Annotated in this window: 18 protein-coding genes and 2 pseudogenes; 13 read left to right on the top strand and 7 right to left on the bottom strand. The window is 66.3% G+C overall.

What is annotated here, in order from left to right; genetic code table 11:
• Nucleotides 1–57: 57 nt before the first annotated feature.
• From KHN93_RS09590 to KHN93_RS09570, 5 genes and pseudogenes are all read right to left on the bottom strand, one after another.
• Nucleotides 58–1,974, bottom strand: a complete 1,917-nt coding sequence (locus KHN93_RS09590; RefSeq protein ID WP_039520829.1) for a sialate O-acetylesterase — start codon at nt 1,972–1,974, stop codon at nt 58–60.
• Between the two features lie 106 nt (nt 1,975–2,080).
• Nucleotides 2,081–4,342, bottom strand: a complete 2,262-nt coding sequence (locus tag KHN93_RS09585) for a beta propeller repeat protein (protein WP_212579483.1) — start codon at nt 4,340–4,342, stop codon at nt 2,081–2,083.
• A 110-nt stretch (nt 4,343–4,452) separates the two neighbouring features.
• A pseudogene (locus KHN93_RS09580) lies at nt 4,453–7,177 on the bottom strand (TonB-dependent receptor).
• A 339-nt stretch (nt 7,178–7,516) separates the two neighbouring features.
• Complete coding sequence (locus KHN93_RS09575; protein WP_166768362.1) at nt 7,517–10,447, bottom strand: TonB-dependent receptor; 2,931 nt, start codon at nt 10,445–10,447, stop codon at nt 7,517–7,519.
• Between the two features lie 262 nt (nt 10,448–10,709).
• A complete protein-coding gene (locus KHN93_RS09570; protein WP_016903232.1) occupies nt 10,710–11,681 on the bottom strand; it encodes a LysR family transcriptional regulator in 972 nt (323 codons plus the stop codon).
• Nucleotides 11,682–12,054: 373 nt separating this feature from the next.
• Here KHN93_RS09570 and KHN93_RS09565 point away from each other — a divergent pair, with 373 nt between their 5' ends.
• The 5 genes from KHN93_RS09565 to fdxA all read left to right on the top strand — a co-directional run bounded on the left by KHN93_RS09565 (nt 12,055) and on the right by fdxA (nt 16,052).
• Nucleotides 12,055–12,687: a 2-dehydro-3-deoxy-6-phosphogalactonate aldolase gene (locus tag KHN93_RS09565; RefSeq protein WP_039520823.1), complete on the top strand. Its 633-nt coding sequence runs from the start codon at nt 12,055–12,057 to the stop codon at nt 12,685–12,687.
• A complete protein-coding gene (gene dgoD, locus KHN93_RS09560) occupies nt 12,684–13,832 on the top strand; it encodes a galactonate dehydratase (protein ID WP_024939784.1) in 1,149 nt (382 codons plus the stop codon). Before KHN93_RS09565 ends, dgoD begins: the two co-directional genes overlap by 4 nt.
• The gene (locus KHN93_RS09555; RefSeq protein WP_212579482.1) at nt 13,826–14,737 is read left to right on the top strand and encodes an SMP-30/gluconolactonase/LRE family protein; all 912 of its coding nucleotides are present in this window, start codon (nt 13,826–13,828) and stop codon (nt 14,735–14,737) included. Before dgoD ends, KHN93_RS09555 begins: the two co-directional genes overlap by 7 nt.
• Nucleotides 14,734–15,612, top strand: a complete 879-nt coding sequence (locus KHN93_RS09550; protein ID WP_166772228.1) for a 2-dehydro-3-deoxygalactonokinase — start codon at nt 14,734–14,736, stop codon at nt 15,610–15,612. Before KHN93_RS09555 ends, KHN93_RS09550 begins: the two co-directional genes overlap by 4 nt.
• A 116-nt stretch (nt 15,613–15,728) precedes the next feature.
• Nucleotides 15,729–16,052 (top strand): ferredoxin FdxA, encoded by a 324-nt coding sequence (gene fdxA, locus KHN93_RS09545; protein ID WP_006453280.1) that lies wholly within the window; start codon nt 15,729–15,731, stop codon nt 16,050–16,052.
• 120 nt (nt 16,053–16,172) lie between these two features.
• Here the strand turns inward: fdxA and KHN93_RS09540 are convergent, their stop codons facing one another.
• Together KHN93_RS09540 and dapA are read right to left on the bottom strand one after the other, a co-directional pair.
• A complete protein-coding gene (locus KHN93_RS09540) occupies nt 16,173–16,691 on the bottom strand; it encodes a hypothetical protein (protein ID WP_026064956.1) in 519 nt (172 codons plus the stop codon).
• Between the two features lie 16 nt (nt 16,692–16,707).
• Entirely contained in the window at nt 16,708–17,616 is a 909-nt protein-coding gene (gene dapA, locus KHN93_RS09535) for a 4-hydroxy-tetrahydrodipicolinate synthase (RefSeq protein ID WP_016905099.1), read from the bottom strand.
• 92 nt (nt 17,617–17,708) lie between these two features.
• Between dapA and KHN93_RS09530 the strand changes: the two genes are divergently transcribed.
• From KHN93_RS09530 to KHN93_RS09495, 8 genes and pseudogenes are all read left to right on the top strand, one after another.
• Nucleotides 17,709–18,335 (top strand): glycine cleavage system transcriptional repressor, encoded by a 627-nt coding sequence (locus tag KHN93_RS09530; RefSeq protein ID WP_002813792.1) that lies wholly within the window; start codon nt 17,709–17,711, stop codon nt 18,333–18,335.
• A gap of 13 nt (nt 18,336–18,348) precedes the next feature.
• Nucleotides 18,349–18,699, top strand: a complete 351-nt coding sequence (locus KHN93_RS09525) for a ribonuclease E inhibitor RraB (RefSeq protein WP_039515997.1) — start codon at nt 18,349–18,351, stop codon at nt 18,697–18,699.
• Between the two features lie 37 nt (nt 18,700–18,736).
• The gene (locus KHN93_RS09520) at nt 18,737–19,219 is read left to right on the top strand and encodes a peroxiredoxin (protein WP_047128581.1); all 483 of its coding nucleotides are present in this window, start codon (nt 18,737–18,739) and stop codon (nt 19,217–19,219) included.
• Nucleotides 19,220–19,301: 82 nt separating this feature from the next.
• Nucleotides 19,302–20,699 carry a PhoH family protein gene (locus KHN93_RS09515; protein ID WP_024939790.1) on the top strand — a complete coding sequence of 466 codons (1,398 nt, stop codon included), beginning with the start codon at nt 19,302–19,304 and terminating at the stop codon, nt 20,697–20,699.
• Nucleotides 20,699–21,181 carry a hypothetical protein gene (locus tag KHN93_RS09510; protein WP_104594685.1) on the top strand — a complete coding sequence of 161 codons (483 nt, stop codon included), beginning with the start codon at nt 20,699–20,701 and terminating at the stop codon, nt 21,179–21,181. Before KHN93_RS09515 ends, KHN93_RS09510 begins: the two co-directional genes overlap by 1 nt.
• Nucleotides 21,182–21,187: 6 nt before the next feature.
• Nucleotides 21,188–21,859, top strand: coding sequence for a YoaK family protein (locus KHN93_RS09505; RefSeq protein ID WP_039520811.1), 672 nt, complete (start codon nt 21,188–21,190; stop codon nt 21,857–21,859).
• Nucleotides 21,860–21,896: 37 nt separating this feature from the next.
• On the top strand, nt 21,897–22,706 hold the full coding sequence (thiD, locus tag KHN93_RS09500; RefSeq protein WP_161961428.1) for a bifunctional hydroxymethylpyrimidine kinase/phosphomethylpyrimidine kinase: 810 nt from the start codon (nt 21,897–21,899) through the stop codon (nt 22,704–22,706).
• Nucleotides 22,703–23,583, top strand: a pseudogene (locus tag KHN93_RS09495) (alpha/beta hydrolase family protein). Before thiD ends, KHN93_RS09495 begins: the two are co-directional and overlap by 4 nt.
• The last annotated feature ends 40 nt before the right edge of the window (nt 23,584–23,623 follow it).

Below are 23,623 nucleotides of genomic sequence, written 5' to 3'. Positions count from 1 at the left end.
CAGGGGAAGAAGCGATTAGACGTGCAACGGGGGAATGCATGGACATAGGACTCCGTGTCACCAGGTATCGGTGCGGAAGGGGGAAACGGGAAGCTGTTCGCGATTGACCAGGTTGGCGTCGTCCGGGTTTTCGCTCCAGCCGTAGCGCACCGCGACCGGTGCAGCCACCGCGTCGCTGCGCACGATCACGCGATCGCCCTCGATGCGTGCGGTGGCCGGATGGAAGTGTTTGTCGGCACCGGCGACGCGGAAGCCCTGCACTTCGCCACCATTACGCACCTGCAAGGCACTGCCCTGCAGGTCGAAACTCAGCATTGCCTGACCATCGGCAAAGCGCGCCTGCTTGAACACCGGCGCGCTGTACACCAGTGTTTCGCCATACGCCACATGACGTGCAGCAAGCGCAAGGCGATGGCCGACATCGCGCTTGTTGGTGGGATGGATATCGGTGGGGTTGCCGATATCGATGATCACCGCCTGCCCGGTCGCCGGCAGCGCCAGCGTCTTGGACTGCGACTCGCGCAACAGTGCCCACGGGCTCAGCTCGCCCTTGTCGCCGCCGGCCTTGAAGTTGGCCAGCTGCACCCACAGGAACGGCAGCGTTTTCGCGCCACGTTCGGCGCGCCATTGCTGGATCATCGCGGCGAACTGTTCACGGTACTTCAGCGCGCCGGTGTCGCTGGCATTGGTTTCGCCCTGGTACCAGATCACGCCCTTGACCGGGAACGGCTGCAGCGGATGGATCATCTGGTTGTACAACAGCGTGGGCAGCTGATTCTTGTTGTCGACCAGCGATACACGCACGGCGGCGGGGCGGAATTTCCAGCCGCCCAACGCGCGTTTGGCACCCGCGCTGGTCTGCACGAAGCGCTGCTCGTCCGGACCATGCATGCCGCCACCGCCACTGAGATCTTCCACCCGCACCGCGATGTGGTTGACCCCTGCATGCAAGGCCGAAGCCGGCACGCTGTAGACGCGCGGCAGGTTCCACTGCTTTTCGGTCGTGCCGACCTGCTGGCCATTGACGTAGGTGATGTCCGAGTCGTCGATCTGTCCCACGCCCAACGTGATGCCGGCCTTGGCTTCGGCAGCGCTCAGGGTGACCGTGGTGCGATACCAGGCGATCCCGTCCATGCCGTCATAACCGCTGGATTCCCACTGCTGGGTGGTCGGGATGCTGTCCCAGTCGCTGTCGTCGAATGTCGCTTCGCGCCACTGCGGCATCTCGCCATCCACCTTGGGCCAGCGCGCGATGCGCTTGCCGGTGGCGGCCTGCGCAGCGGCATCGCGCTGCTTGATCGCCTCGATCGCGCCCTGGTTCTGCCCGGCATCCAAACCCAGTGAGGCCGCATCCATCCAGGCCTCGATCGCGCTGCCGCCCCAGGTGCTGTTGACGATACCGATCGGCACGCCAGTGCTGGCGCGCAGCTCCTTGGCGAAGAAATAACCGACTGCGGTGAACTCGCCGGCGTTGTCCGGTGTGGCGGCCTTCCAGTCGCCGCCGGTCAGGCGCGCTTCCGGCTGCAGCGACCACGACTTGGGCACCTTGAAGTGCCGCAACTGCGGGTCGTTGGCGGCCGCCACCGCCTGCGGGCCATCGCTGGCCTGCGCCAGCGGCAACTCCATGTTCGATTGGCCGCTGGCCAGCCACACATCGCCGACCAGCACATCGCGCACCTGCAACTCGCCGCCGTCTCCCTGCACGCTCAGCACATAGGGGCCGCCGGCCTTGTGTGCGGGCAGGCTGACCTTCCACTGGCCCTTGGCATCGGCCTTGGCGGTGGCCCGCTTGCCGTCGAAGCTGACCGTGATCGCGGCATGGGGCGTGGCCCAGCCCCACACCGGCATCGCCTGGTCGCGCTGCAGCACCGCGCCATCGGCAAACAACAACGGCAGGCTCGGTTGCGCCAATGCGGCAGGGCTGGCCAGGACCAGGCCCAACAGGCAGCCACGACGGATGAGGGAAACGGTCATGCAGTGATCTCCAGGGTCGGCGCGGCCACTTGGCGCGCAGCGATGCGACGGCGCATGCCGCCGTACACGGTAAGACAGCGCGATGACGCGCACGGGGACGCAGCACTCATCGTGGATCGCCGTAGAAGATGCCACGCCCACCGGTGGCGAAGTACACGCGCCCGGGGAGGCGCGGGTCGCCGGTGACGCTGTAGGGCTTGCCGAACCGGTGCGCGTCGTCGTTGATGCGCAACCAGTGCGCGCCTTCATCGTCGGAGCGGAACACGCCGTCCACTCCATCCACGCGGCCGGCCAGATACAGCGCCGGCGGTGCGCCATCGCGCAGTGCCTTGCCGATGCCCAGCGAACGCGCCTCATCCGGCGTGGACAAGGTCTGCAAACGCCCGTCCTGCCAGCGCATCACGCCCAGCGCGGGGCTGGCCAGATACACCACCCCCGCCCGCCACGGATCCGGGCGCAGCTGCGGGCGCGCCCGTTCGTCACGCGCCGGGTTGCCGGCCTGTACACCAGTATCGCGAAAGCTCACTGCACCATCGCGGCTCTCGTACAAGCGCCCGCTGGCGGTATCCACTGCATACCAGCGCCGCGCATCGACGCGATCGGCCACCGCCACTGCGGTCTCGGGCAGACCCTGCACACGCTGCCAGTGCTTGCCGAAATCGGCGGTGCGCCAGTTGCCGCCTTTCTCGGGCGCCCACACCACATGGGATGCATCGGCGGCAATGGCGATGTTGCCGGCGCCCTGCCCGGCTGGCGGCTCGCTGGCGAACGCCGTCCACTGCGCGCCGCCATCGCGCGAGTACAGCGCACGGATCTCGTTGTTGCGGCGATCGCGCACGGTACCGCTGCGCACCACCCACTGCGCGGCCTGCCCGGCGGCATCGATGCTCTCGCCATTGGTCAGGCGCGGGCCGGCGTATTGCAGCTGCGCACGCTCCAGATCGTCATGCCGGAAGCCGTCGATATCGCCCAGCGCACTGAGCAGGTGCGCGCCCTGCATCGGGCTGAGCAGATCCAGCGGCACGGTCTCTTCCAGCCCGCGATCCTGGAACCACCACTGCAACGGCCGCTGCTGCCTGGCGAAATCCTGCAGGTTGCGCGAGGCCCAGATGCCGTAGCCGGTGACGAACAAGGCGTGGTTGCTGTCGAACGGATCGATCGCCAGCGCGCCCATCCAGTGCGGCGTGGCCTGTGCGGTCCACGGCGCTGCGCTGTGATCGAACTGCGCGCCCGCCAGCAACGGCGTCCAGCTGCGCCCGCCATCCACGCTGCGGAACAGCTCATCGCGCGGGCTACGACGGCGGAAGGTGCTGGCCAGCAGCACCTGCGGCTGTTGCGGATCCACCGCCACCGCGCCCCAGCCGAAACCATCGCCGCTGGCCGGCTGCGCGATCGGGCTGATCTCGCTCCAACGCCCCTGCGCCGGGGTGTATTTCCACAGCGCGCCGCCGGCCATCAGGTCAGGCCCGGGCTGGTCGCCGTAGCTCAGGTACCACTGCCCATCGCTACCGCCGGCCATATGACTGGGACGCAGGCCCTTGGGCTGCCCGGCCACTGCAGACCAGCTGCGACCTGCGTCGTCGGAGACATACAGACTGGTCTGCGCGGTGGACACGCCGACATAGATGCGCGGGGTCGGACGGCCGGGGCGGCCGCTGGCGGCATCGAAGACGACAAAGGCGATGCCCACCGCCTGCTCGCGTCCGACATGATTGCGCGCCGTCGCGCCCGCCATTGCCGCGGCGGGAAATGCGTCCACCCGCGCCCAGTGCGCGCCGCGATCGTCGCTGCGCCACAGCCCTGCATCGCGTGAGCCCAGCAACAGCACACGGCCATCGTGCGGGTCCACCGCCAGCCGTTCGCCATTGGCACGGCCCAATTGATTGCCGCCGAGTTTGAACGGCAACTCGGCACGCTCGAAACTGCGGCCGCGATCAAACGAGCGCAGCACCGCGGCATTGCCAGCGCGCTCGTGCATGTAAGTACCTGCGGCCAGATACAGCGCCTGCGGGTCGGCAGGATCGACCGCGAATGCGTCGATCCCCATCAGGTTCCAGTCGTCGGCGCCCAGCCAGTCGGTCAGCGCCACCCACTGCTGCGCGCGCGCATCCCAGCGGTAGGCACCACCGACATCGGTGCGTGCATACGCAAGATCGCGCTCGGCTGGATGAAACAGCACACCGGTGACGAATCCGCCACCGCCGATGGCGACGCTGCGCCATTGGTAAGGCCCCTGCACCGCCGGATCAGCGGCCTGCAGCGGCAAAATCGAAAGCGACAACAGCACCAGCAGTGCCAGCCATACACGGACCGGCCACATCGCTGCGGTAACGCGGCGCACAGTAGGCGGATCGATCACAGCGATCATTCCTCCGGCTCCTCTTGCGATCGACGGCCTGCCGTCGATAGGAAAAACACCGGCCCGACGGGCTGCCTGCACAGCTCGCCGGACCGGAGACGCACTTCCTACGGCGCGTTCTACAGGCTGGCCCGCAATGTCAGGCCATACCGACGATCGTTGATCACGAAGTCACGGTAGCGCGACTCGGTGCCCAGGTAGCTTTCGCGACGGGTATCGAGCAGATTCACGCCATCAAGCGAAATCGACCATACATCATTGATGTTGAAACGCAGCGAGGCATCCAGCTGGCCGAAGCCCTTGTTGTAGACCGGCAGGTTGCCGGTACCGTTGCCCGCGGTGGTCACCAGCCAGTCGCTGCGCCAGTTGTAGGCCACACGGCCCTGGAAGCGCGAGGTTTCGTAGCTGAGGATCGCGTTGTAGCTGTTCTTGGACAGGCCTTCCAGCGGCACGGTCAGCGCCTGGCCGTTGGTGTCGGTGGCAGTAGGGCTCGGTGCCTCGCTGTCGACATAGGTGTAGTTGGTCTGCAGGCCGAAGCCGCTCAACCAGCCCGGCAGGAAATCGAAGAACTGCGTATAGCCCAGTTCCGCACCGCGGATCTTGCCGGCATCGCCGTTGACCGGACGGGTGATCTGCCAGACCTGGCCGTCGTAGACCTCGTTGAAGACGGCATTGGCGATGAAGCCTTCGACCTTCTTGTAGAACAAGGTGCCGTACATCATCGAGCCCTGGCCGAAGTACCATTCCAGCGCAGTGTCGAACTGGTCGGCCTTGACCGCTTCCAGACTCGGGTTACCCGCAGTACCGGTGAAGGTCGAGGCACCATTGGAGGTGCCGGTGCTCAGGCTCAGGTTCGGGTTGAGCCGGTCGAAGGTGGGACGGGAGATGCCGCGCGAGGCCGCAAAACGCCACTGCAGCTGATCGCTCAGCATCCAGCGCAGGTTCAAGCTGGGCAGCACGTCGGTATAGGTCTGCTGCGCATCCACCGGGATCAGGCCACCGCCTTCGCTGTCGGTTCCGGTGCGCACGCCCTGCGAGCCCACCTCGGTGCGCACCACGCGCACGCCGATGTTGCCGTCGAACGGAATCGAGTCGCTGTCCACGCCGAAGCGCAGCACGCCATAGGCCGCGTAGGTCTTCTCGTTCTGCGTATTGATGTTGTTGGGCGCAAATTCCAGCGGGCTGGCACCGAAGGTGGCCAGGGTCTGCTCGTAGTTGGCGACTGCCGAGTCGGCAGCCGTCAGCGTGCGGCCGAAGGTGCTGCTCTCACCGCGGAAGAAGTCGGTGATCGGGTTGGTCACCAGGCCGATGGTCGGGTACTGCGAGAACGGCGTACCCGAGCAATCGTTGATGCACATGAAGCGGTAGATATTGCCCTTGGTCTCGGCATCGCGGTCGGTGTAACGCACACCGGCCTTGAAGCTGCGCACGAAGTCGCTGTCGAAGGCCAGGTCCATATCGGCGCGCCAGGCGAACTCAGTGCCCTTGTTGTCGTCCTTGTTGTCCAGGTGCCAGCGCCAGCCGTCGTAGTTGTTGGCATCGGCCAGATAGCCTTCCGCGCCGCTGGCATCGGTCACCGACAGGCGCGGCAGATCGCCACGGAAGTCGACGTTGAACTGCGGGCTGGTGTCCTGCCCGGTGGCGATGATGTAGCGCGTGCCCTTGGTGGTGGCATCGACGTACTGGAAGTCGGTGCTCAGGGTCAGCTTCTCGTTGACCGTCCACTTGGCCCCCAGCGAGTAATCGGTGGTCACCGAATGCCGCTCAGTCAGGCTGGTGTTGGATTCGGTCGGCACGTTCTGGAACGAGCCATTGACGAACTCGTTGCGGTCGTTGACCTGGATGCCCGGCAAGCCCTGCATCGGGTTGGCGCCGGTCAGGGCGAAGAACGAATAATCGTGCCAGCTGAAGTCGTAATCCGAACGCAGCACCTGCGTATAGACCTCGACCGAATCGTTCGGACGCCACTGCATCGCGAACGCACCGGTCTTGCGCTCGCGCTCGCCGATGGTGGTGTTGATACCGGCGCCGTGCGGCACCGACACGCCCTGGCCTTCATAGCCCGGCAGATCGGTCTGCGTGTACCACGGCTCAATCGAGATGGTGTCCTGGCGGAACGGGCTCTTCTGCTGCGAGTAGTTCACCAGCAGGCCGATCTCGCCGATGCCGGTCTGCCAGCGATCGCTGAACAGGCCCGAGAATGCCGGCTTGCCGTCGTCGGCCAGGTCGTAATAGTTGTATTGGACGCTGCCGGCGATCTTGCGGCCGTCGTAGTCGAACGGCAGGCGCGTGCGCAGGTCGACGGTGCCGCCCAGGCCACCTTCGATCATGTCGGCCGAGGGATTCTTGTACACGTTGACGCCGCCGAGCAATTCGGCCGACACGTCCTCGAAGCTCAGGCCACGGCCATCGTTGGCGGTGAAAGATGTCACGGCCATTGAGTTCGGTGCGCACCTGGGTCAGGCCGCGGATGGCGATCGAGCTGCCTTCGCCGTAGTTGCGCGAGATCTGGATGCCGGAGATACGCTGCAGCGCCTCGGCGACGTTGTTGTCGGGCAGCTTGCCGATGTCTTCGGCAACGATGGAATCGACGATCTGCTCGGCGTTCTGCTTGACCAGCTGCGCCTTGGTGACGCTGCTGCGCGTGCCGGTGACCTGCACGGTGTCGAGCTGCTGGGTGGTGGAGTCCTGGGCCGGGGCGGCAGTGGTGGTCGCGTCCTGCGCGTAGGCCTGCGCGCTCAACAGCGTGGCCACACTGAGGGCCATCACGGAGCGGCGGAAATCACGGATCGAACGCTGACCCACAGTCCGGCCTGCCGGAATGTGGCGATGTTGCACTGACATGGTGCTCCCTCCCAGGACGCATGTACTTCTAGTTTTTAGCGGGTCGGTGCGCGAACGCCCTGCCCGTCGTTGGTGCTGGCCCGCATCCGCCCACGACCGGTAGGCCGGGCGGGTGCGATGCGTGGTAATCCTGACGAGGCTTACCTAGCGGCTGCGGCCGGAGCATAGGGCGGCGCCGTCGTGCCACACCAATGAAATATTCCTGGAAAGGTATTCGTAAAACCTATAGCAACGCCGACAAACCCGCTGGGTCTGGCATTGCGGATCCGGATGGCCGGAGCGGCCAAAGCGGGCTCAAGTCTGCGAGCCCGCGCACGGCAGTTCCGTGATGGCCCTTGCTTACCAGTTCATGCGCAGCACCAGCGAATAGCGCCGGTCGTTGACGAACGAGGAGCGCGTATACAGACGCGGATCCACCTCGCCGCCTTCGTACGAGGTTGGCCCCATCAGCACCTTGGTCACCGTGTTGGTCAGGTTGTTGGCCTGCACGCCCAGTTGCAGATGCTCGTTGAAGCGGTAGAAGAACGAGCCGTCGAGCTGGCCATAGTCGTCGGCCCAGGTCGGCAGACGGGTGGACGCATCGCTGGTGGTCAGCAGGTAACGCGAGCGCCAGTTGTAGGCCAGACGCAACGACAACGGGCCCTTCTCGTAGATACCGGCCAGGTTGTAGCTGCGCCGCGACAGGCCTTCCAGCGGCAGCTCGACACCGGTGACGGTGGTATTGGTGTACGGGTCGGTGGCGGTGTTGGCGCCGCCCTGGCTGTCGACGAAGGTGAAGTTGGCATTGACGCCGAACCCGCTCAGCCAGCCCGGCAGCTGATCGAAGAACTGGGTATAGCCCAGCTCCGCGCCGCGGATGGTGCCCTCGTCCATGTTGTACGGGCGTGTCACCAGCCACGGGCGGTTGTCGTAGATCTCGCTGCGGGTCTGGGTGGAGAAGTAATCCTTGACCTTCTTGTAGAACAGCGTGGCGTAGAGCATGTCGCTGGTGTCGAAATACCACTCCAGCGCGGTGTCGAACTGGTTGGCCACCATCGGCTTGAGGTTCGGGTTGCCGGCCGTGCCGACAAAATCGGTGGCCTGGCCGGCGTCGTTGGTTTCCACGTTGAGCAACACATACGGCTGCAGCTGGGTGTAGTCCGGGCGCGCCATCGCCTTGGAGGCGGCAAAGCGCCACTGCAGGCTGTCGGTGAAGCGCAGCCGCAGGTTCAGGCTGGGCAGCACGTTGGTATAGCTGCCCTGGGAGTTGTTCTCGAAGTACTGCCCGGTATAGCGCGCCTGCAGTTCCGGTGAGACATTGAGGCCGGCCAGGTTCTGGAACTGGCCGAAGCCTTCGGCCTGGGTCTTGGTCTGCACCACGCGGATGCCGATGTTGCCGTCCACCGGCACGCCCCAGGCCTCGTCGTTGCCGAAGTACAGCGCCGCGTAGGCGGCCTGGGTGCGTTCGTGCTGGCGGTTGGTGTCCTGCGGCTGATAGGTGTCGGGCGCCCAGCCGTAGCCGCGCAGCGCCACGATCTGCTGGATCATCTGCGAGGCGGAGCGGTAGTTGTTGACAAGGCTGCTGTTGGGCACCACCAGCGTGGTCGGCACGTTCACCCCACCGCGGAAGAAGTCGGAGAAGGTGAACAACGACGACTGGTCGGTCATGAACTCGGACATATTCGCCAGGCCGTTGCTGGTGCCCGGAATGGCGGCCCAGTTGTCGGAGATCACGCCCCAGTTGTAGCCGGAATTCTTGTTGATCTGATTGCGGTCGGTGGCGCGCATGCCGAAGCGCGCAAAGCGCAACCAGCTGCTGTCATCGAAGGTGTATTCCAGATCCACGCGGGTGGACAGCTGCCGCCCGCGGTTCTTGCCCAGATGGTCCATTGCCGCCGCCCAGAAGTAGTTGGACGGGTCCTGGGTAAAGGCCGGATTGGCGATCTGCACGCTGGGATACTTGCCCGACACGTCGTACGACAGGCCCGGCAGATAGGTCGCACTGAACACGGTGAAATCCAGCTGCTCGTTCTCCGACTCCACCAGCTGCATATCGCCCTTGATCTGCAGGTTGTCGTTGAAGAAATGGCTGAAGCCCACCGACATGTCGGTGGTGGTGGTGCGCTGTTCGGAATAACGGTTGTCGGTATTGAAGCGCACGCCATCGCCGGTGAGCACCCCGCGCCACGAGCTGGACACCGGCGAGCCGCGCAGGAAGGCGCCGCGATCGTCGTAGTCGAAGGTGGTGCCCGGTGCCGGCGTGATGCTGTTGTTGCTGTCGTTGAAGAACGCGGCGCGCTCCTGCCAGTTCATCTCGTAGCGCGAGCGCAGGAACTGCGCATAGATCTCGGTGGCGTCGCTGGGCTTCCACTGGAACGCCGCCGCGATCCCGTCGCGCTTGCGCTCGAAATCCAGCTGACGCCAGTTCACCCCGCCCGGCACGAACACTTCGCTGCGCCCGCTGCCGGCCAGCACAGCCTCATCGGTCCGCCGCACGTACGGCTCCACCTGGATGCCGTCCGAGCGCGTGGCCAGCTCCGAATGCGCGACATCGATCATGAAGCCCATTTCGCCGATGCCGGTGTTCCAGCGGTCGCTGAACAGGAACGAGGCCGACGGCTTGTACTTCTTGCTCATGTCGCCGTAGTTGTAATCGACATTGCCGCCAACGATCCGGCCCGGATTGTCGAACGGCATGCGCGTGCGCAGATTGACCGTGCCGCCCAGCCCGCCCTCGATGATTTCCGCCGAGGGGTTCTTGTAGACGTCCACACCCGCCATCAACTCGGCCGGCACGTCTTCGAAGCTCAGGCCGCGGCCGCTGGCGGCGCTGAAGATGTCGCGCCCATTGAGTTCGCCACGCACCTGGGTCAGGCCGCGGATCATCACGCCGCTGCCTTCGGCGGAGAAATGGTCCGGGTCGCTGCGTGCGGCGAAGTGATCGATGGTCACGCCGCTGACGCGCTGCAGGGTTTCGGTGACGCTGCGGTCGGGCAAGGCGCCGATGTCTTCGGCACTGACCGAATCCACGATCTGGCTGGCATCGCGCTTGATCACCTGCGACTTGATCAGGCTGGCGCGCACGCCGCGCACTTCCACCGTATCCAGATCCACCGCGCTGCCGGCGGTCTTGCCGTCCGGGGCGGTCGGGGACGACGGCGTCTGTTGTGCGTACACCGGTGCGGCGAGCAACAGCCCGATGCTGACGGCCATGGCGGAATGACGCAAACGCGGGGTACGACGCGCGTGCACGCCCGTCCCTGCCGAGGCATGGCTTGAAAACTTGTACATCTGAATCCCTCCCAGGACGCAAGACGACTGAAGACTGGTTGTCGCGGCACCGTCAACGGGCCGCATGATCGTGCAGGACGCGGACGTCGCCGCCCGGCTCCACTTCTCACTGCATGGCGGCTTGGCCGCCGATCACCTGCCCGACTTCACGTGCGCTTCAGCGTGCGATCTGGCTCACAGATATAGGCGCGTGGTCTAGCGCCAGCCAATGAAAAATTCACAGCCTGGTATGCCGTGCCGGAATACAAATGGAAGAGCCCGCTTAACCAGTGGATTCCGGCCCGCGCAGACCGGGGTACAAACGCCGCGCGGTGGTGCGCAGCGCCTGCAGAATGCGCTCGGCCCCCGGCGGCAGGATGTAATCGCGCCGCCGGATGATGCCGAACGACTCCATGCGGACGCCCAGCTCGATCGGCAGCACGGTCAGCAGCTTGGCCTGGATCAGCGGCGCCACCGATTCCACCGGCAAGGCGGTCAGCATGTCGGTGCCACGCAACAGCGTGGAGGTCACCGGCAGCGACGAGGTCTCGATCGCATTGGTCGGCGTCTGCACGCCGTGCTCCATGAACATCGAATCCAGCCGCGCGCGCAGCACGCTGTCGGCCGGCGGCAGGATCCAGCCGTGCCGCACCAGATCCGCATGCTGCAGGCCGGCCCGGCTGGCCAGCGGGTGGCCGGCACGCGCGATCACCGAATGCGGCTCGTCGGCCAGCGGCTCGAACTCCAGCTCGCCCACGCCCTCCGGCCCCAGGATGCGGCCGATCACGATGTCCAGCTGGCCGTCCAGCAACTTGGCCACCAGCGGGCGGCTGTAGTCCATTTCCACCCGCACCAGGATGTCGGGGAACTCGCGCTTGACCTCGGCGATCGCCTGCGGCACCAGGTTGGTGCCCGGATTGACCACGGTGCCGATCGAGGCCTGGCCCATGCGCCCGGCGCGCAGCGCGGCGATTTCCTCCTGCGCCCGGCCGATCTCCGACATCGCCGCACGCGCACGCCGGATCAGCACATGGCCGTACCAGGTGGGCTCCACCCCGCGGGCATGCCGCTCGAACAGTTTCACCCCCAGCATGTCTTCCATTTCCGCCAGCAGCTTGGAGGCGGCCGGTTGGGTCATGCTGGCGGCCTCGGCCGCACGCAGCACCGAACGTTGTTCGTGCAGATGCAGCAGCAGCAGCAACTGGCGCGTCTTGAGGCGGGCAGCGTTGAACCAGGGAGTGCCGGAATTTGCCATGAGGTATCGCCACGCAGCTGTATTCGTAGGAGGAATAGAATATGCCGAAAATTTCATTTGCAGCACATATCTCCCCGCGCGAGGCTATCGAACGCCGCAGCAGGAGCCCCTACCTCCCGGGCGCGGCCAGAACAGACGTGACCCATCTTCCACGAGATGGCAACACGCACGCCATGATTGCGGAGGTGGACGACGATGAGGGCAACTTGCCGGCCAATTGCAGGCCGTTGGAGTGCGCACGCAAGTGCCGCAGCCACCTCGTCGCGACCGCCTGTCGCCCTCCGTGCGCTGCCGTGCAGCGCTGCAACCTCCCCCGACGCTGGCGCCCATCCGGACGCTGGCGGCCGCTTTCCGCTCTATCGCGAGTAACACGATGACCTCAGACACCACCGCCAGCCTGTTCGCCCTGCCGCTGATCGCCATCCTGCGTGGCATCACGCCGGAAGAAACGCTCGACCATGTCGGTGCACTGATCGACGCCGGCTTCGACGCGATCGAGATCCCGCTCAATTCGCCGCGCTGGGCCGAGAGCATCGCCCTGGCCCAGCAGACCTACGGCGAGCGCGCCTGGATCGGCGCCGGCACCGTGCTGCGCAACGACGATGTCGACACCCTGGCCGAGATCGGTGCGCGCTTCATCGTCACCCCGAATACGCGCCCGTCGCTGATCCGCCATGCGGTGTCGCGCGGGCTCACCGTGGTCGCCGGTTTCGCCACCGCCAGCGAGGCGTTCGACGCCATCGATGCCGGCGCCACGATCCTGAAGCTGTTCCCCGCAGCCACCTATGGCGCCGCGCATGTGCGCGCGCTGCGCTCGGTGCTGCCCAAGCATATTCCGGTCTACGTGGTCGGCGGCGTCAGCCCGCAGACCCTGGCCGGCTTCCTTGCCCAGGGCGCCGCCGGCGCCGGCATCGGTGGCGAACTGTACAAACCCGCGCAATCGCTCGAAACGACCCAGACGCATGCACGCGCCTTCGTGCAGGCCTACCAGGAACTGCAAGGATGAAGATCACCCGCCTCACCACCTACCATGCCGCACCGCGCTGGCTGTTCCTCAAGGTCGAAACCGACGAGGGCATCACCGGCTGGGGAGAGCCGGTCATCGAAGGCCGCGCGCGCTCGGTGGAAGCCGCCGTGCACGAACTGGCCGGCTACGTCGTCGGCAAGGATCCGGCGCGCATCAACGACCTGTGGCAGACCATGTACCGCGCCGGCTTCTACCGTGGCGGCGCCATCCTGATGAGCGCCATCGCCGGTATCGACCAGGCCTTGTGGGACATCAAGGGCAAGGCGCTGGGCGTGCCGGTGTACGAGCTGCTGGGCGGGCTGGTGCGCGACCGCATGAAGACCTATCGCTGGGTCGGCGGCGACCGCCCGGGCGCAATCATCCAGCAGATCACCGACTACCGTGCGCTGGGCTTTGACACCTTCAAGTTCAACGGCACCGAGGAAATGAAGCTGATCGACAGCGCCCGCGCGGTCGATGCGGCGGTGGTCAAGGTCGCCGAAATCCGCGAAGCCTTCGGCAACAGCATCGACTTCGGCATCGACTTCCACGGCCGCGTCGGCGCGCCGATGGCCAAGGCGCTGCTGCGCGAGCTGGAGCCGTTCAAGCCGCTGTTCGTCGAAGAACCGGTGCTGGCCGAGCAGGCCGAGTACTACCCGCGCCTGGCCGCGAGCACCTCGATTCCGCTGGCGGCCGGCGAGCGCATGTTCTCGCGCTTCGAATTCAAGAACGTGCTGTGCGCCGGCGGTATCGGCATGGTGCAGCCGGACCTGTCGCATGCCGGCGGCATCACCGAGTGCGTCAAGATCGCCGCGATGGCCGAAGCCTACGATGTCGGCTTCGCCCCGCACTGCCCGCTCGGGCCGATCGCGCTGGCCGCCTGCCTGCATGTGGACTTCGTTTCGCACAACGCGGTGCTGCAGGAACAGAGCATCGGCATCCACTACAACGAAGGCGCCGACCTGCTCGATTACGTCATCAATAAAGACGATTTTCAGTGTGTCGATGGCAGTATCGCCGCGCTGCCCAAGCCCGGGCTCGGTGTGGAGATCGACGAAGACATGCTCAAGCGCGCAAACGAAAATCCGCCGGACTGGCGCAACCCGGTCTGGCGTCACAGCGATGGCAGCATCGCCGAATGGTGAGCACGCCCGAACACACCGCCGTGCTGGCGGTCGACAGCCGCTGCACGCATGGCGAAGGCGTGCTGTGGTGCGAGCAACGTGAAGCGCTGTACTGGGTGGACATCAGCGAGAAGCGGCTGTGGCGGCATCATCCGCACAGCGCACACACGCAGTACTGGACGCTGCCGGACCGCCCCGGTTGCCTCGGCCTGATGGACGACGGCCGCGTGCTGATCGCGCTGGCCAAGTCGGTCTGCATCGCTGACCCCGACAACGCCGACGCCGACACGCTGCCGCTCGAGCACCTGGCCGATATCGAAGCCGACAACCCGCATACGCGCAGCAACGACGGCCGCGCCGACCGCAACGGCAACCTCGTGTTCGGCACCATGGACGAGCACGACCACAAGGCCGCACGCGGCGCGATGTACCAGTTCTCGCTGCGCCACGGCCTGCGCGCGCTGCCGCTGCCGGGCGTGTCGATCCCCAACTCGATCTGCTTCAGCCCCGACGGCCGCACGCTGTATTACTGCGACTCGCTGCGCCCGCAGATCCTGTGCTGCGATTACGACGCCGACACTGCGCAGACCAGCAACGTGCGCGTGTTCACCACGCTGGATCGCGACGATGCCGAGCCGGACGGCTCCATCATCGACAGCGAAGGCCATCTGTGGAACGCGCAATGGCGCGCCTGGCGCGTGGTGCGTTACCGCCCCGACGGCAGCATCGAGCGCATCGTGCAGCTGCCGGTCAAACACCCCACCTGCAGCGCCCTCGGCGGTGCCGCGCTGGACCGCCTGCACGTGATCAGCTCGCGCCTGGACCACAGCGCCGAAGAACTGGCGCGCACGCCGGAAGCCGGCGGTCTGTACGTCTGCGACGTGCCGATCAAGGGCCTGCCCGAGAGCCGGGTGGCCAGCGCATGATCGCCATCGACTGGGGCACCAGCAGCCTGCGCGGCTACCTGCTCGCTGCCGACGGCACGGTGCTGGAGCAACGCCGCGGCAGCGACGGCATCCTGGCCTGCCAGGGCTGCTTCGCCGAGGTGCTGAGCACGCTGATCGACGGCTGGGATGGCCCGCTGCTGCTGTCGGGCATGATCGGCAGCCGCAATGGCTGGGTCGAGCAGGCCTATCTGCCCTGCCCGGCCGATACCACCGCACTGGCGCAGGCGATGCGCAGCTACACCGACCTGCTGCCCGGACGCACGCTGTGGTTCGTACCCGGCGTAAGCACCGGCGAGCAGCACGGTGTGCCCGATGTCATGCGTGGCGAGGAAACCCAGCTGGTCGGCCTGATCGCCGCACTCGGCGACGGCGAGCACGTCGCCTGCCTGCCCGGCACCCACAGCAAATGGGCGCAGATCGCGCACGGCCAGCTGACCGGTTTCGCCACCGTCATGACCGGCGAGCTGTATGCGGTGCTGCGCCAGCACAGCATCCTGGGCAAGCTGATGCAGGACGATCCTGCGGACCTGGACACCGATGCCTTCGCGCAAGGCGTCGACCGCAGCGCCGCGCCCGGCGGCCTCAGCCACCACCTGTTCGGCGCCCGCACGCTGGGCCTGTTCGACCGCCTCACCGCCACCGCGCTGCCGTCCTACCTCTCGGGCCTGCTGATCGGCCACGAACTGCGCGAGCAGCGCGGTACTCACGCCACCGTGCACCTGGTCGGCAGCCCCGGACTGGCGCAGCGCTACGCGCTGGCGCTTGCCCATCTGGGCGTGCGGACGCAGCTGCATCGGGAAGATCTGGCTGCGACGGGATTGTTCGCGCTGGCCAGGCAGCGCGACTTGGCCTGACCGGAGACGGTCAGGACCGCGCCGAGCGGCCAGGGCTGGAGGCCGACAAATCCCGCCAACCCCACACCGGCCACCGGACTGCTTTAGAATTGACAGGCTAAACGCCGGATTCCGCCATGCCTTTTGTTGTCACCGAAAACTGCATCAAGTGCAAATACACCGACTGCGTCGAGGTCTGTCCGGTGGATTGCTTCCACGTCGGCCCGAATTTCCTGGTCATCGACCCGGATGAGTGCATCGACTGCACGCTGTGCGAGCCGGAATGCCCGGCCAATGCGATCTACCCGGAAGACGACGTCCCGGCAGGCCAGGAAGGCTTCGTCGCGCTCAACGCCGAGCTGGCCAAGGCCTGGCCGGTGCTGACCGTGCGCCAGGAGCCGCTGCCCGATGCCGCCGAGTGGGATGGCAAGCCGAACAAGTTGCCGCTGCTGCAACGCTGAAACGGCGCCCGACGGCATCCAGCCGGGCGACAACGCAGCAACCAAGCGACAGCACCGCATCAGAACGCAAAACGGGCGCCCGAAGCGCCCGTTCTGCTGTCTGCAGTTGCTGCAGCGGCCTCAGCCGCCCAGCTTGCCCTTCAACGCCGTGATGACCGCCACCGGCGCTGCCGCAGTGGCCGGCATGCCGCGCGGATCCACCGCTGACACATAGCTGCCGGCTTCGACCTTCACCACGCGCACCAGGAAACTGGAGCCTTCGTAGCTGACGTCGTAGGAACCGAGCATCTGCGCCTTGCTGGCGATGGTCAGGCCGGGAATGTCGGCCAGCGCCGCGCCGACCTTGGCGAACACCTCGTCGCGCTCGCCCGGCGTGGTGAAACCGCTGTTGGCGCTGGCGGACGGCGGCGCCGAAGTGTTCTGCTGCGCGCTTGATGCCAGCGTCGGCACCTTCATCGCACCGGAGGTGTCGGGCAGGTTCAGATCCGGCGGCACTTCCAGCGGACGGGCTTCCGGGGCCAGCGCGTAGTCACCGCGTGCGCCCTTGTGGAACCAGCTGCAACCGCTCGTGGCGGCGACGGTGGCGGTCGCCAGCAACGCGAGCGAGAGCACGCGGACGGGGGAAACGGAATGACGCATCGATAAATCTCCTGGGTCAGGCCGCGAGCATTTCGCGGCTGGAAAGCGCTTCCAACGCAACAGCGTCGGCGGCAAGGCGGTCGGCGGCAGGCTGGTGCGCCGCAGAAAGGGGCAATAACGGCAAACGCAGGCCGTGCCCGATCCCGGCGCGCTGCAGCAGCGCCTTGACCGGGATGGGATTGGATTCGATCCCGCAGAAACTGTGGTACTCGCTCAGGCGTGCGTCCCACGTGGTGGCCGCCTCGCGCTGACCATCGCGGGCCAGATCGCACAGCCGCCGGTACGCCGACGGCAACGCGTTGGACGCCACCGAAATCAGCCCGTCGGCACCGGACAGCATCGCCTGCGCGGCGCTGCCATCGTCACCGCTGAGCACCACGAAGGACTCGCTGCGCAGCGCCACCAGCGCGGCAACGCGCTCCGGCTCGCTGCGCGCTTCCTTGATACCGACGATATTTGGATGGCCGACCAGCGCAGCAACCGTCTCCGGCAACAGATCGCATCCGGTGCGGCCGGGCACGTTGTACAGCACCACCGGCAGCCCGCCGTTGTCGGCAACCGCCTGGAAATGCGCCTGCAGGCCGGCCTGGGTCGGACGCACGTACGGCGGCGTCACCACCAGCGCGTACTGCGCACCCAACGCCGCGGCGCGGCGCGTCTGCGCAATGGTCTTGGCGGTGCCTGACAGGCCGGTACCGGCCAGCACCGGCACGCGGCCGGCCACCTGCGCAACCGCGGCGCGCAACAAGGTGTCGTACTCCTCGTCGCTCAATGCCGCAGCCTCGCCGGTGGAACCGGCGACGACAATTCCCTGCACGCCGCCGTGCAGTTGCTGTTCCAGCAACCGCCGCCAGGCATCCAGGTCGAGTGCGCCGTCCGGACCGAAAGGGGTCGCCAGCGCGGTGATGATGCCGGAAAGGGACAAGATTCTGCTGCTCTTACGTGACAGGAAAGGCCCGCGCGCACGCGGGTTGTGGCCGCCTGCATGTTACTTGCGGCGCGAAACCACGGGCAAGTATGCTGGTCACCGCCAGGGCGCCTGCCCGGGCGGCCATTCAGCCTGATGCAATGCCGGAAGCCCCTTTGACCGACTCGACTCCCCGGCCTTCGCCGACCGAAAACCACCTCCTGATCAACGCCTACACGACGCATCCGGAGTCCCCCCTGTTGCCCGTCACCCGCCGCATCGCCGACAGCGGCTGCAATCTCGTGGACGCCCGCCTGGCCACGGTGGGGCGCGATGTCTCGGTCACCGCCCTGGCCACCGGCTCCTGGGATTCGGTCGCCAAGCTCGAAGCGATGCTGACCCGGCTCGAGCGCGAGGAAGGCCTGAAGCTGGTGTGGTACCGCACCGGCCCCAAGCAGACCCAGTCCAACCTGCTGCCCTACATCGTCGAAGTCATCGCCGCCGACAAGCCGGGCATCCTGTTCCAGCTGGCCGATTTCTTCGACCGCCAGGGCATCACCATCGAGAACCTGCAGAGCACGCGCTACCGCGCCATGCAGACCGGCGCGGAGATGTTCTCGGCGCAGGTGACGATCGGCGTGCCGGCCAACATGCACATCGCCGCGTTGCGCGATGATTTCCTGGAATTCTGTGATCACCTCAATCTCGACGCGATCATGGACCCGATGAAGTTCTGAGGCAGACGTTCCGATGGCCATTGCCCTTTCCGCACTGAAACAGATGTTCGAGCACATCCGCTCCGAGACCGACTGGAATCTCGACGGGCCGTTGCGCTGGGAATATTTCTTCGCCGACCCGGCGCAGCAACCGTTGCAACACCTCGCCGAGCAACTGACCCGGGACGGCTATCGGGTCATCGACATCTTCCTGGGCGAACGCGACGAAGACGATGGCGACGACGAAGAGTCCTACTTCCTGCACGTGGACAAGCTGGAACAGCACACCATCGAGTCGCTGAATCAGCGCAATGCGCAGTTCGATGCGCTTGCCAAACGTTTCCACGTAGCTGCTTATGATGGGATGGACGTCGGCCCGGCTTGACCGCGCCGCACGCCCCTCCACTTAGGGCTGAGCAACGATGACCGACGCTGTATTCGAACTACCTGCTGCAAGCTTCGACCTGCCACTGTCGCTGTCCGGCGGCACCAGTACCACGCTGCGCGGCTACGCCGGCAAATGGGTGGTGCTGTACTTCTACCCGAAGGACAGCACGCCCGGCTGCACCACCGAGGGCCTGGATTTCAACGCGCTGCTGCCGCAGTTCACCCAGGCCGGCGCGGTCGTGCTGGGCGTCTCGCGCGACTCGGTGAAGTCGCACGACAATTTCTGCGCCAAGCAGGGATTTACCTTCCCGCTGGTCAGCGATGGCGACGAGGCCCTGTGCCGCGCCTTCGATGTCATCAAGGAAAAGAACATGTACGGCAAGCAGGTGCTCGGCATCGAGCGCAGCACCTTCCTGCTTTCGCCCGAAGGGGTGGTGGTGCAGGCCTGGCGCAAGGTCAAGGTCGCCGGCCACGCCGACGCCGTGCTGGCCGCGTTGAAGGCGCACGCCAGACAGTGACGCCCCCTGGTTTCCCGTGTCCTCCATCACCCTGCCCTGCAGGCGTGATGGCTCGCCCCTGCTCCATCACTTGGAAGACCCAATGACCCGAGGCAAGCGCATCTACGTGCTGGACACCAACGTGCTGATGCACGATCCCACCGCGCTGTTCAAATTCGAGGAACACGATGTGTTCCTGCCGATGCAGGTGATCGAGGAACTCGACAACGCCAAGAAGGGCACGTCCGAAGTCAGCCGCAATGCGCGCCAGGTCAGCCGCTTCCTGGACGAACTGCTGGAAAACACCAACGCCGAGCAGATCCAGGCCGGCATCCTGCTCAGCCATCCGCAGGGTATCCAGCTCAAGGGCCAGGCCGCGATCGGCCGGCTGTATTTCCAGATCCATCCGATCGATCCGGGCCGCACCTTCGGCGCGATGATTCCGGACAACAAGATCCTGGCCTCGGTGCTGGCGCTGTGCGAGGAGCATCCGGATGTGCCGGTCATCCTGGTGTCCAAGGACATCAACCTGCGCATCAAGGCCTACATCAGCGGCCTGAATGCGGAGGACTACCAGAACGATCGCGCGCTGGATGATTTCAGCCTGCTGTTCACCGGCGCCATCGAGCTGCCGGAAAACTTCTGGGAAAAGCACAACCAGGACCTGCGCAGCTGGAACGAGCGTGGCCGCACCCATTACGAGATCGTGCTGGCCGAGGACGAAGACTGGTATCCGAACCAGTACCTGTACCTGCCGGGCGAGGACGAAGTGGAGCTGCGCGTGGCCAAGGTCGGCGGCGGCAAGGCCACGCTGTGCCTGGTCGACGATTTCCGCAGCGGCCAGCACGCGGTCTGGGGCATCGTGGCGCGCAACCGCGAGCAGAACTTCGCGCTCAATGCCTTGATGGACCCGGAAATCGACTTCGTCACCCTGCTCGGCACCGCCGGTACCGGCAAGACCCTGCTCGCCCTGGCCGCCGGCCTGGCGCAGACGATGGATCAGCAGCGTTACCGCGAAATCATCATGACCCGCGCCACCGTCAGCGTCGGCGAAGACATCGGCTTCCTGCCCGGCACCGAGGAAGAAAAGATGACGCCGTGGATGGGCGCGCTGACCGACAACCTGGAAGTGCTCACCCACAACCAGGACGGCGGTGCCTGGGGGCGTGCGGCCACCAACGACCTGCTCGCCAGCCGCATCAAGATCCGTTCGATGAACTTCATGCGTGGGCGCACCTTCCTGTCGCGCTACCTGATCCTGGACGAGGCGCAGAACCTCACTCCCAAGCAGATGAAGACGCTGATCACCCGCGCCGGCCCCGGCACCAAGATCGTGTGCCTGGGCAACGTCGAACAGATCGACACGCCCTACCTCACCGAAACCACCTCCGGCCTGACCTATGCGGTGGATCGCTTCAAGGCATGGCCGCACAGCGCGCATATCACGCTGCGGCGCGGCGAGCGTTCGCGTCTGGCCGACTTCGCCTCGGAGGTGCTGTGATGCACAGGCTGCGCGGCGCGGCGGCGCTCGCCGTGATGGCACTGGCCAGCTGCGCGACCGCGCCGCCGCCAGCGAGCGTGCCGACCAACCTCAAGAACGGGCAGTCCTGGGTCATCACCCGCCAGGGCATCGCCGAGCAGGTGCTGGACACCTGCTCGCGCGACAGCCCGGCGCGGCATCCGGGCCAGATCACCGGCTACTGGACACCGAGCCAGCAGCAGATCGAACAGCTCGAATCCCGGCAGGATGCCTTGACGCCGACCATCCCCGAGCCGCGCGATTTCGATCGCCAGTACGTGGGCGTGGTGATCCAGGGCCAGCAGCTGATCTACATCAACGCTTTCAAACTCCCGAACGATCCGCCGGTGAAACCGGCCAAGGAAGCGATCCGGGTGTGCGATGGCGGCAGTGCCTTCTGGGGTGCGCTGTACGACCCGCAAACCGGCGCGTTCTCGCAGATCGCCGTCAACGGTACGCCCTGACCGGCGATGGGAATCCTGCTGCCGCGCTGGGTCTGGATCGGCGCGGTGGCGTTATCGGGCGTGGCCGGCATGGTCAACGTGGTCGGCTACCTGGGCTCCGAGCATCAGGTGGTGAGCCACCTCACCGGCACCACCAGCCTGCTCGGCGTGGCCCTGGTGCAGAACAGCGCGCCGGAGATCGGCTTTCTCTGGGGCATCCTGATCGCCTTCTGCGCAGGCGCCATGCTCAGCGGCCTGATCATCCAGGACGATGTCTTGCGGCTGGGACAGCGCTACGGTGCAGCGCTGCTGCTCGAAGCGCTGCTGTTGCTGGCCGCGATCCCGCTGTTCAAGCTGCACCATGTCGGCGGCGCGTTGGTCGCCGCAGGCGCCTGCGGCCTGCAGAACGCCATGGCCACCACCCTCAGCGGCGCAGCGGTCCGCACCACCCATCTGAGCGGCATGTTTACCGACCTGGGCATCGGCCTGGGACATCTGCTGCGCGGGCGCCCGCTGCAGGTGCGCCGGCTCACGCTGAGCGGGCTGATCATCGGCGGCTTTCTCGGCGGCAGCATGCTCGGCACCTGGCTGTTCCAGCGCTGGCACTACGACGCGCTCTACCTGCCGGCCGGCCTCACCGGAGTGACCGGTGCCGGCTACGTTGCCTATCTGCAATGGCGTCGCTGGCGCACGCGCTGATCCGCACATCCGCCAGGCAGCAGTGCAGAATCCCCCCATGACCACGTCCAGCACGCTGTCCGCCCTGACCATCGCCGGCTCCGATTCCGGCGGTGGTGCCGGCATCCAGGCCGACCTCAAGACCTTCGCCGCGCACCGCGTGCATGGCCTGTCGGCGATCGCCGCATTGACCGCGCAGAACACCCGCGCCGTCACTGCGGTGCATATCCCCCCGGTCGCGTTTCTGCGGGCGCAGATCGATGCCTGCTTTGCGGACTTCGAAATTCAGGCAGTCAAACTCGGCATGCTCGCCAATGCCGAGGTCATCCATTGCGTGGCCGATCTGCTCGAAACCCATCGCCCACCGTTCGTGGTGCTCGACCCGGTGATGGTGTCAACCAGTGGCGCCCGCCTGCTCGAAGACGCCGCGCTGGAGGCCCTGCGCACGCGTCTACTGCCGCTGGCCACGCTGATCACACCCAATACGCCCGAAGCCGAACTGCTGACCGGCCGCCGCATCGACGATGCCGATGCCTCCGAGCACGCCACCGCTGCCCTGCTCGAACTCGGCGCCAATGCGGTGCTGCTCAAGGGCGGTCACCTGCACGAGGGCACGCGGGTGATCGACCGCTTCGATGACGGTGTCACCCAGGACGTGTTCATGCATCCGCGCCTGCAGGTCGATGCGCATGGCACCGGTTGCAGCCTGTCGGCGGCCATTGCCGCGCAGCTGTGCCAGGGCCTGTCCCTGCTCAACGCCTGCGAAGCGGCCATCGACTACGTTGCGCGTGCCATCCGCCTCGGCCACAGCCCAGGGCACGGCGAGGTACTGGTGCTGGACCATTTCGGTGCCGCGCCCAGCCCATGAGCGTGCAGGCCAGCACGATCGCCGTGACCGCTGCGGATGGACATGCCTGGCAGGTGCTGCGTCACGCACCGGCGCGGCCGATCGCCAGCCTGCTGTGGCTGCCGGCACTGGGCGTTGCCGCGCGGCATTACCAGCCGTTCGCGCACGCCCTGGCCGGCGCCGGTATTGCGGTGTATCTGCACGAGTGGCGCGGCAACGGCAGCAGCACCCTGCGCCCCTCGCGCGAGCACGACTGGGGCTATCGCACGCTGCTTGCCGACGATATCCCCGCCAGCCGCGCGCTGCTCGACCTGCATGACCCGCAACTGCCGTGCGTGCTGGGCGGTCATAGCCTGGGCGGCCAACTGGCTTGCTGCCATGCCGCGCTGCAGCCGGCACGGATTGCGCAGCTGTGGCTGGTCGCCAGCGGCTCGCCGTACTGGCGCAAGTTTCCGGTGCCGATGCGCTACGGCCTGCCGCTGATCTTCCGGCTGCTGCCATGGCTGGCACGCACGCAAGGCGTGCTGCACGGGCGAACGCTCGGTTTCGGCGGACCGAGGCGCGCAGCCTGATCGCCGATTGGGCGCAGGTCGGTCGCAGCAATCACTATCGTGCGGCAGGCACGTCGTGGGATCTCGAGCATGCGCTGGGCCAACTCGATCTGCCGATCAGCGCAGTGACCTTCGCACGCGACCGCTTCGGCCCGCCCGGCGCCTTGCAGGCCTTGCTGCAGAAAATGCCGCAGGCACGTGCCGAACGTGTTGCCTTGGACGATGCGCAACTGGGCGCGCGCAGTGATCACTTCGCATGGATGAAGACGCCTGCCGCCGTGGCCGCTGCACTGCGCAGGCGTCTTGGCGATGAGGGTAGCGACAATCGAATGTCACAAAGGGATTGACGAGGACTCCGGGCATCCGCATAATTCCGCTCCTGACGAC

Source organism: Xanthomonas arboricola pv. juglandis (assembly GCF_905367715.1).
GTDB lineage: Bacteria > Pseudomonadota > Gammaproteobacteria > Xanthomonadales > Xanthomonadaceae > Xanthomonas > Xanthomonas arboricola.
Note: the sequence above shows the minus strand (reverse complement) of the source record. Positions and strands in the feature narration are given on the sequence as shown.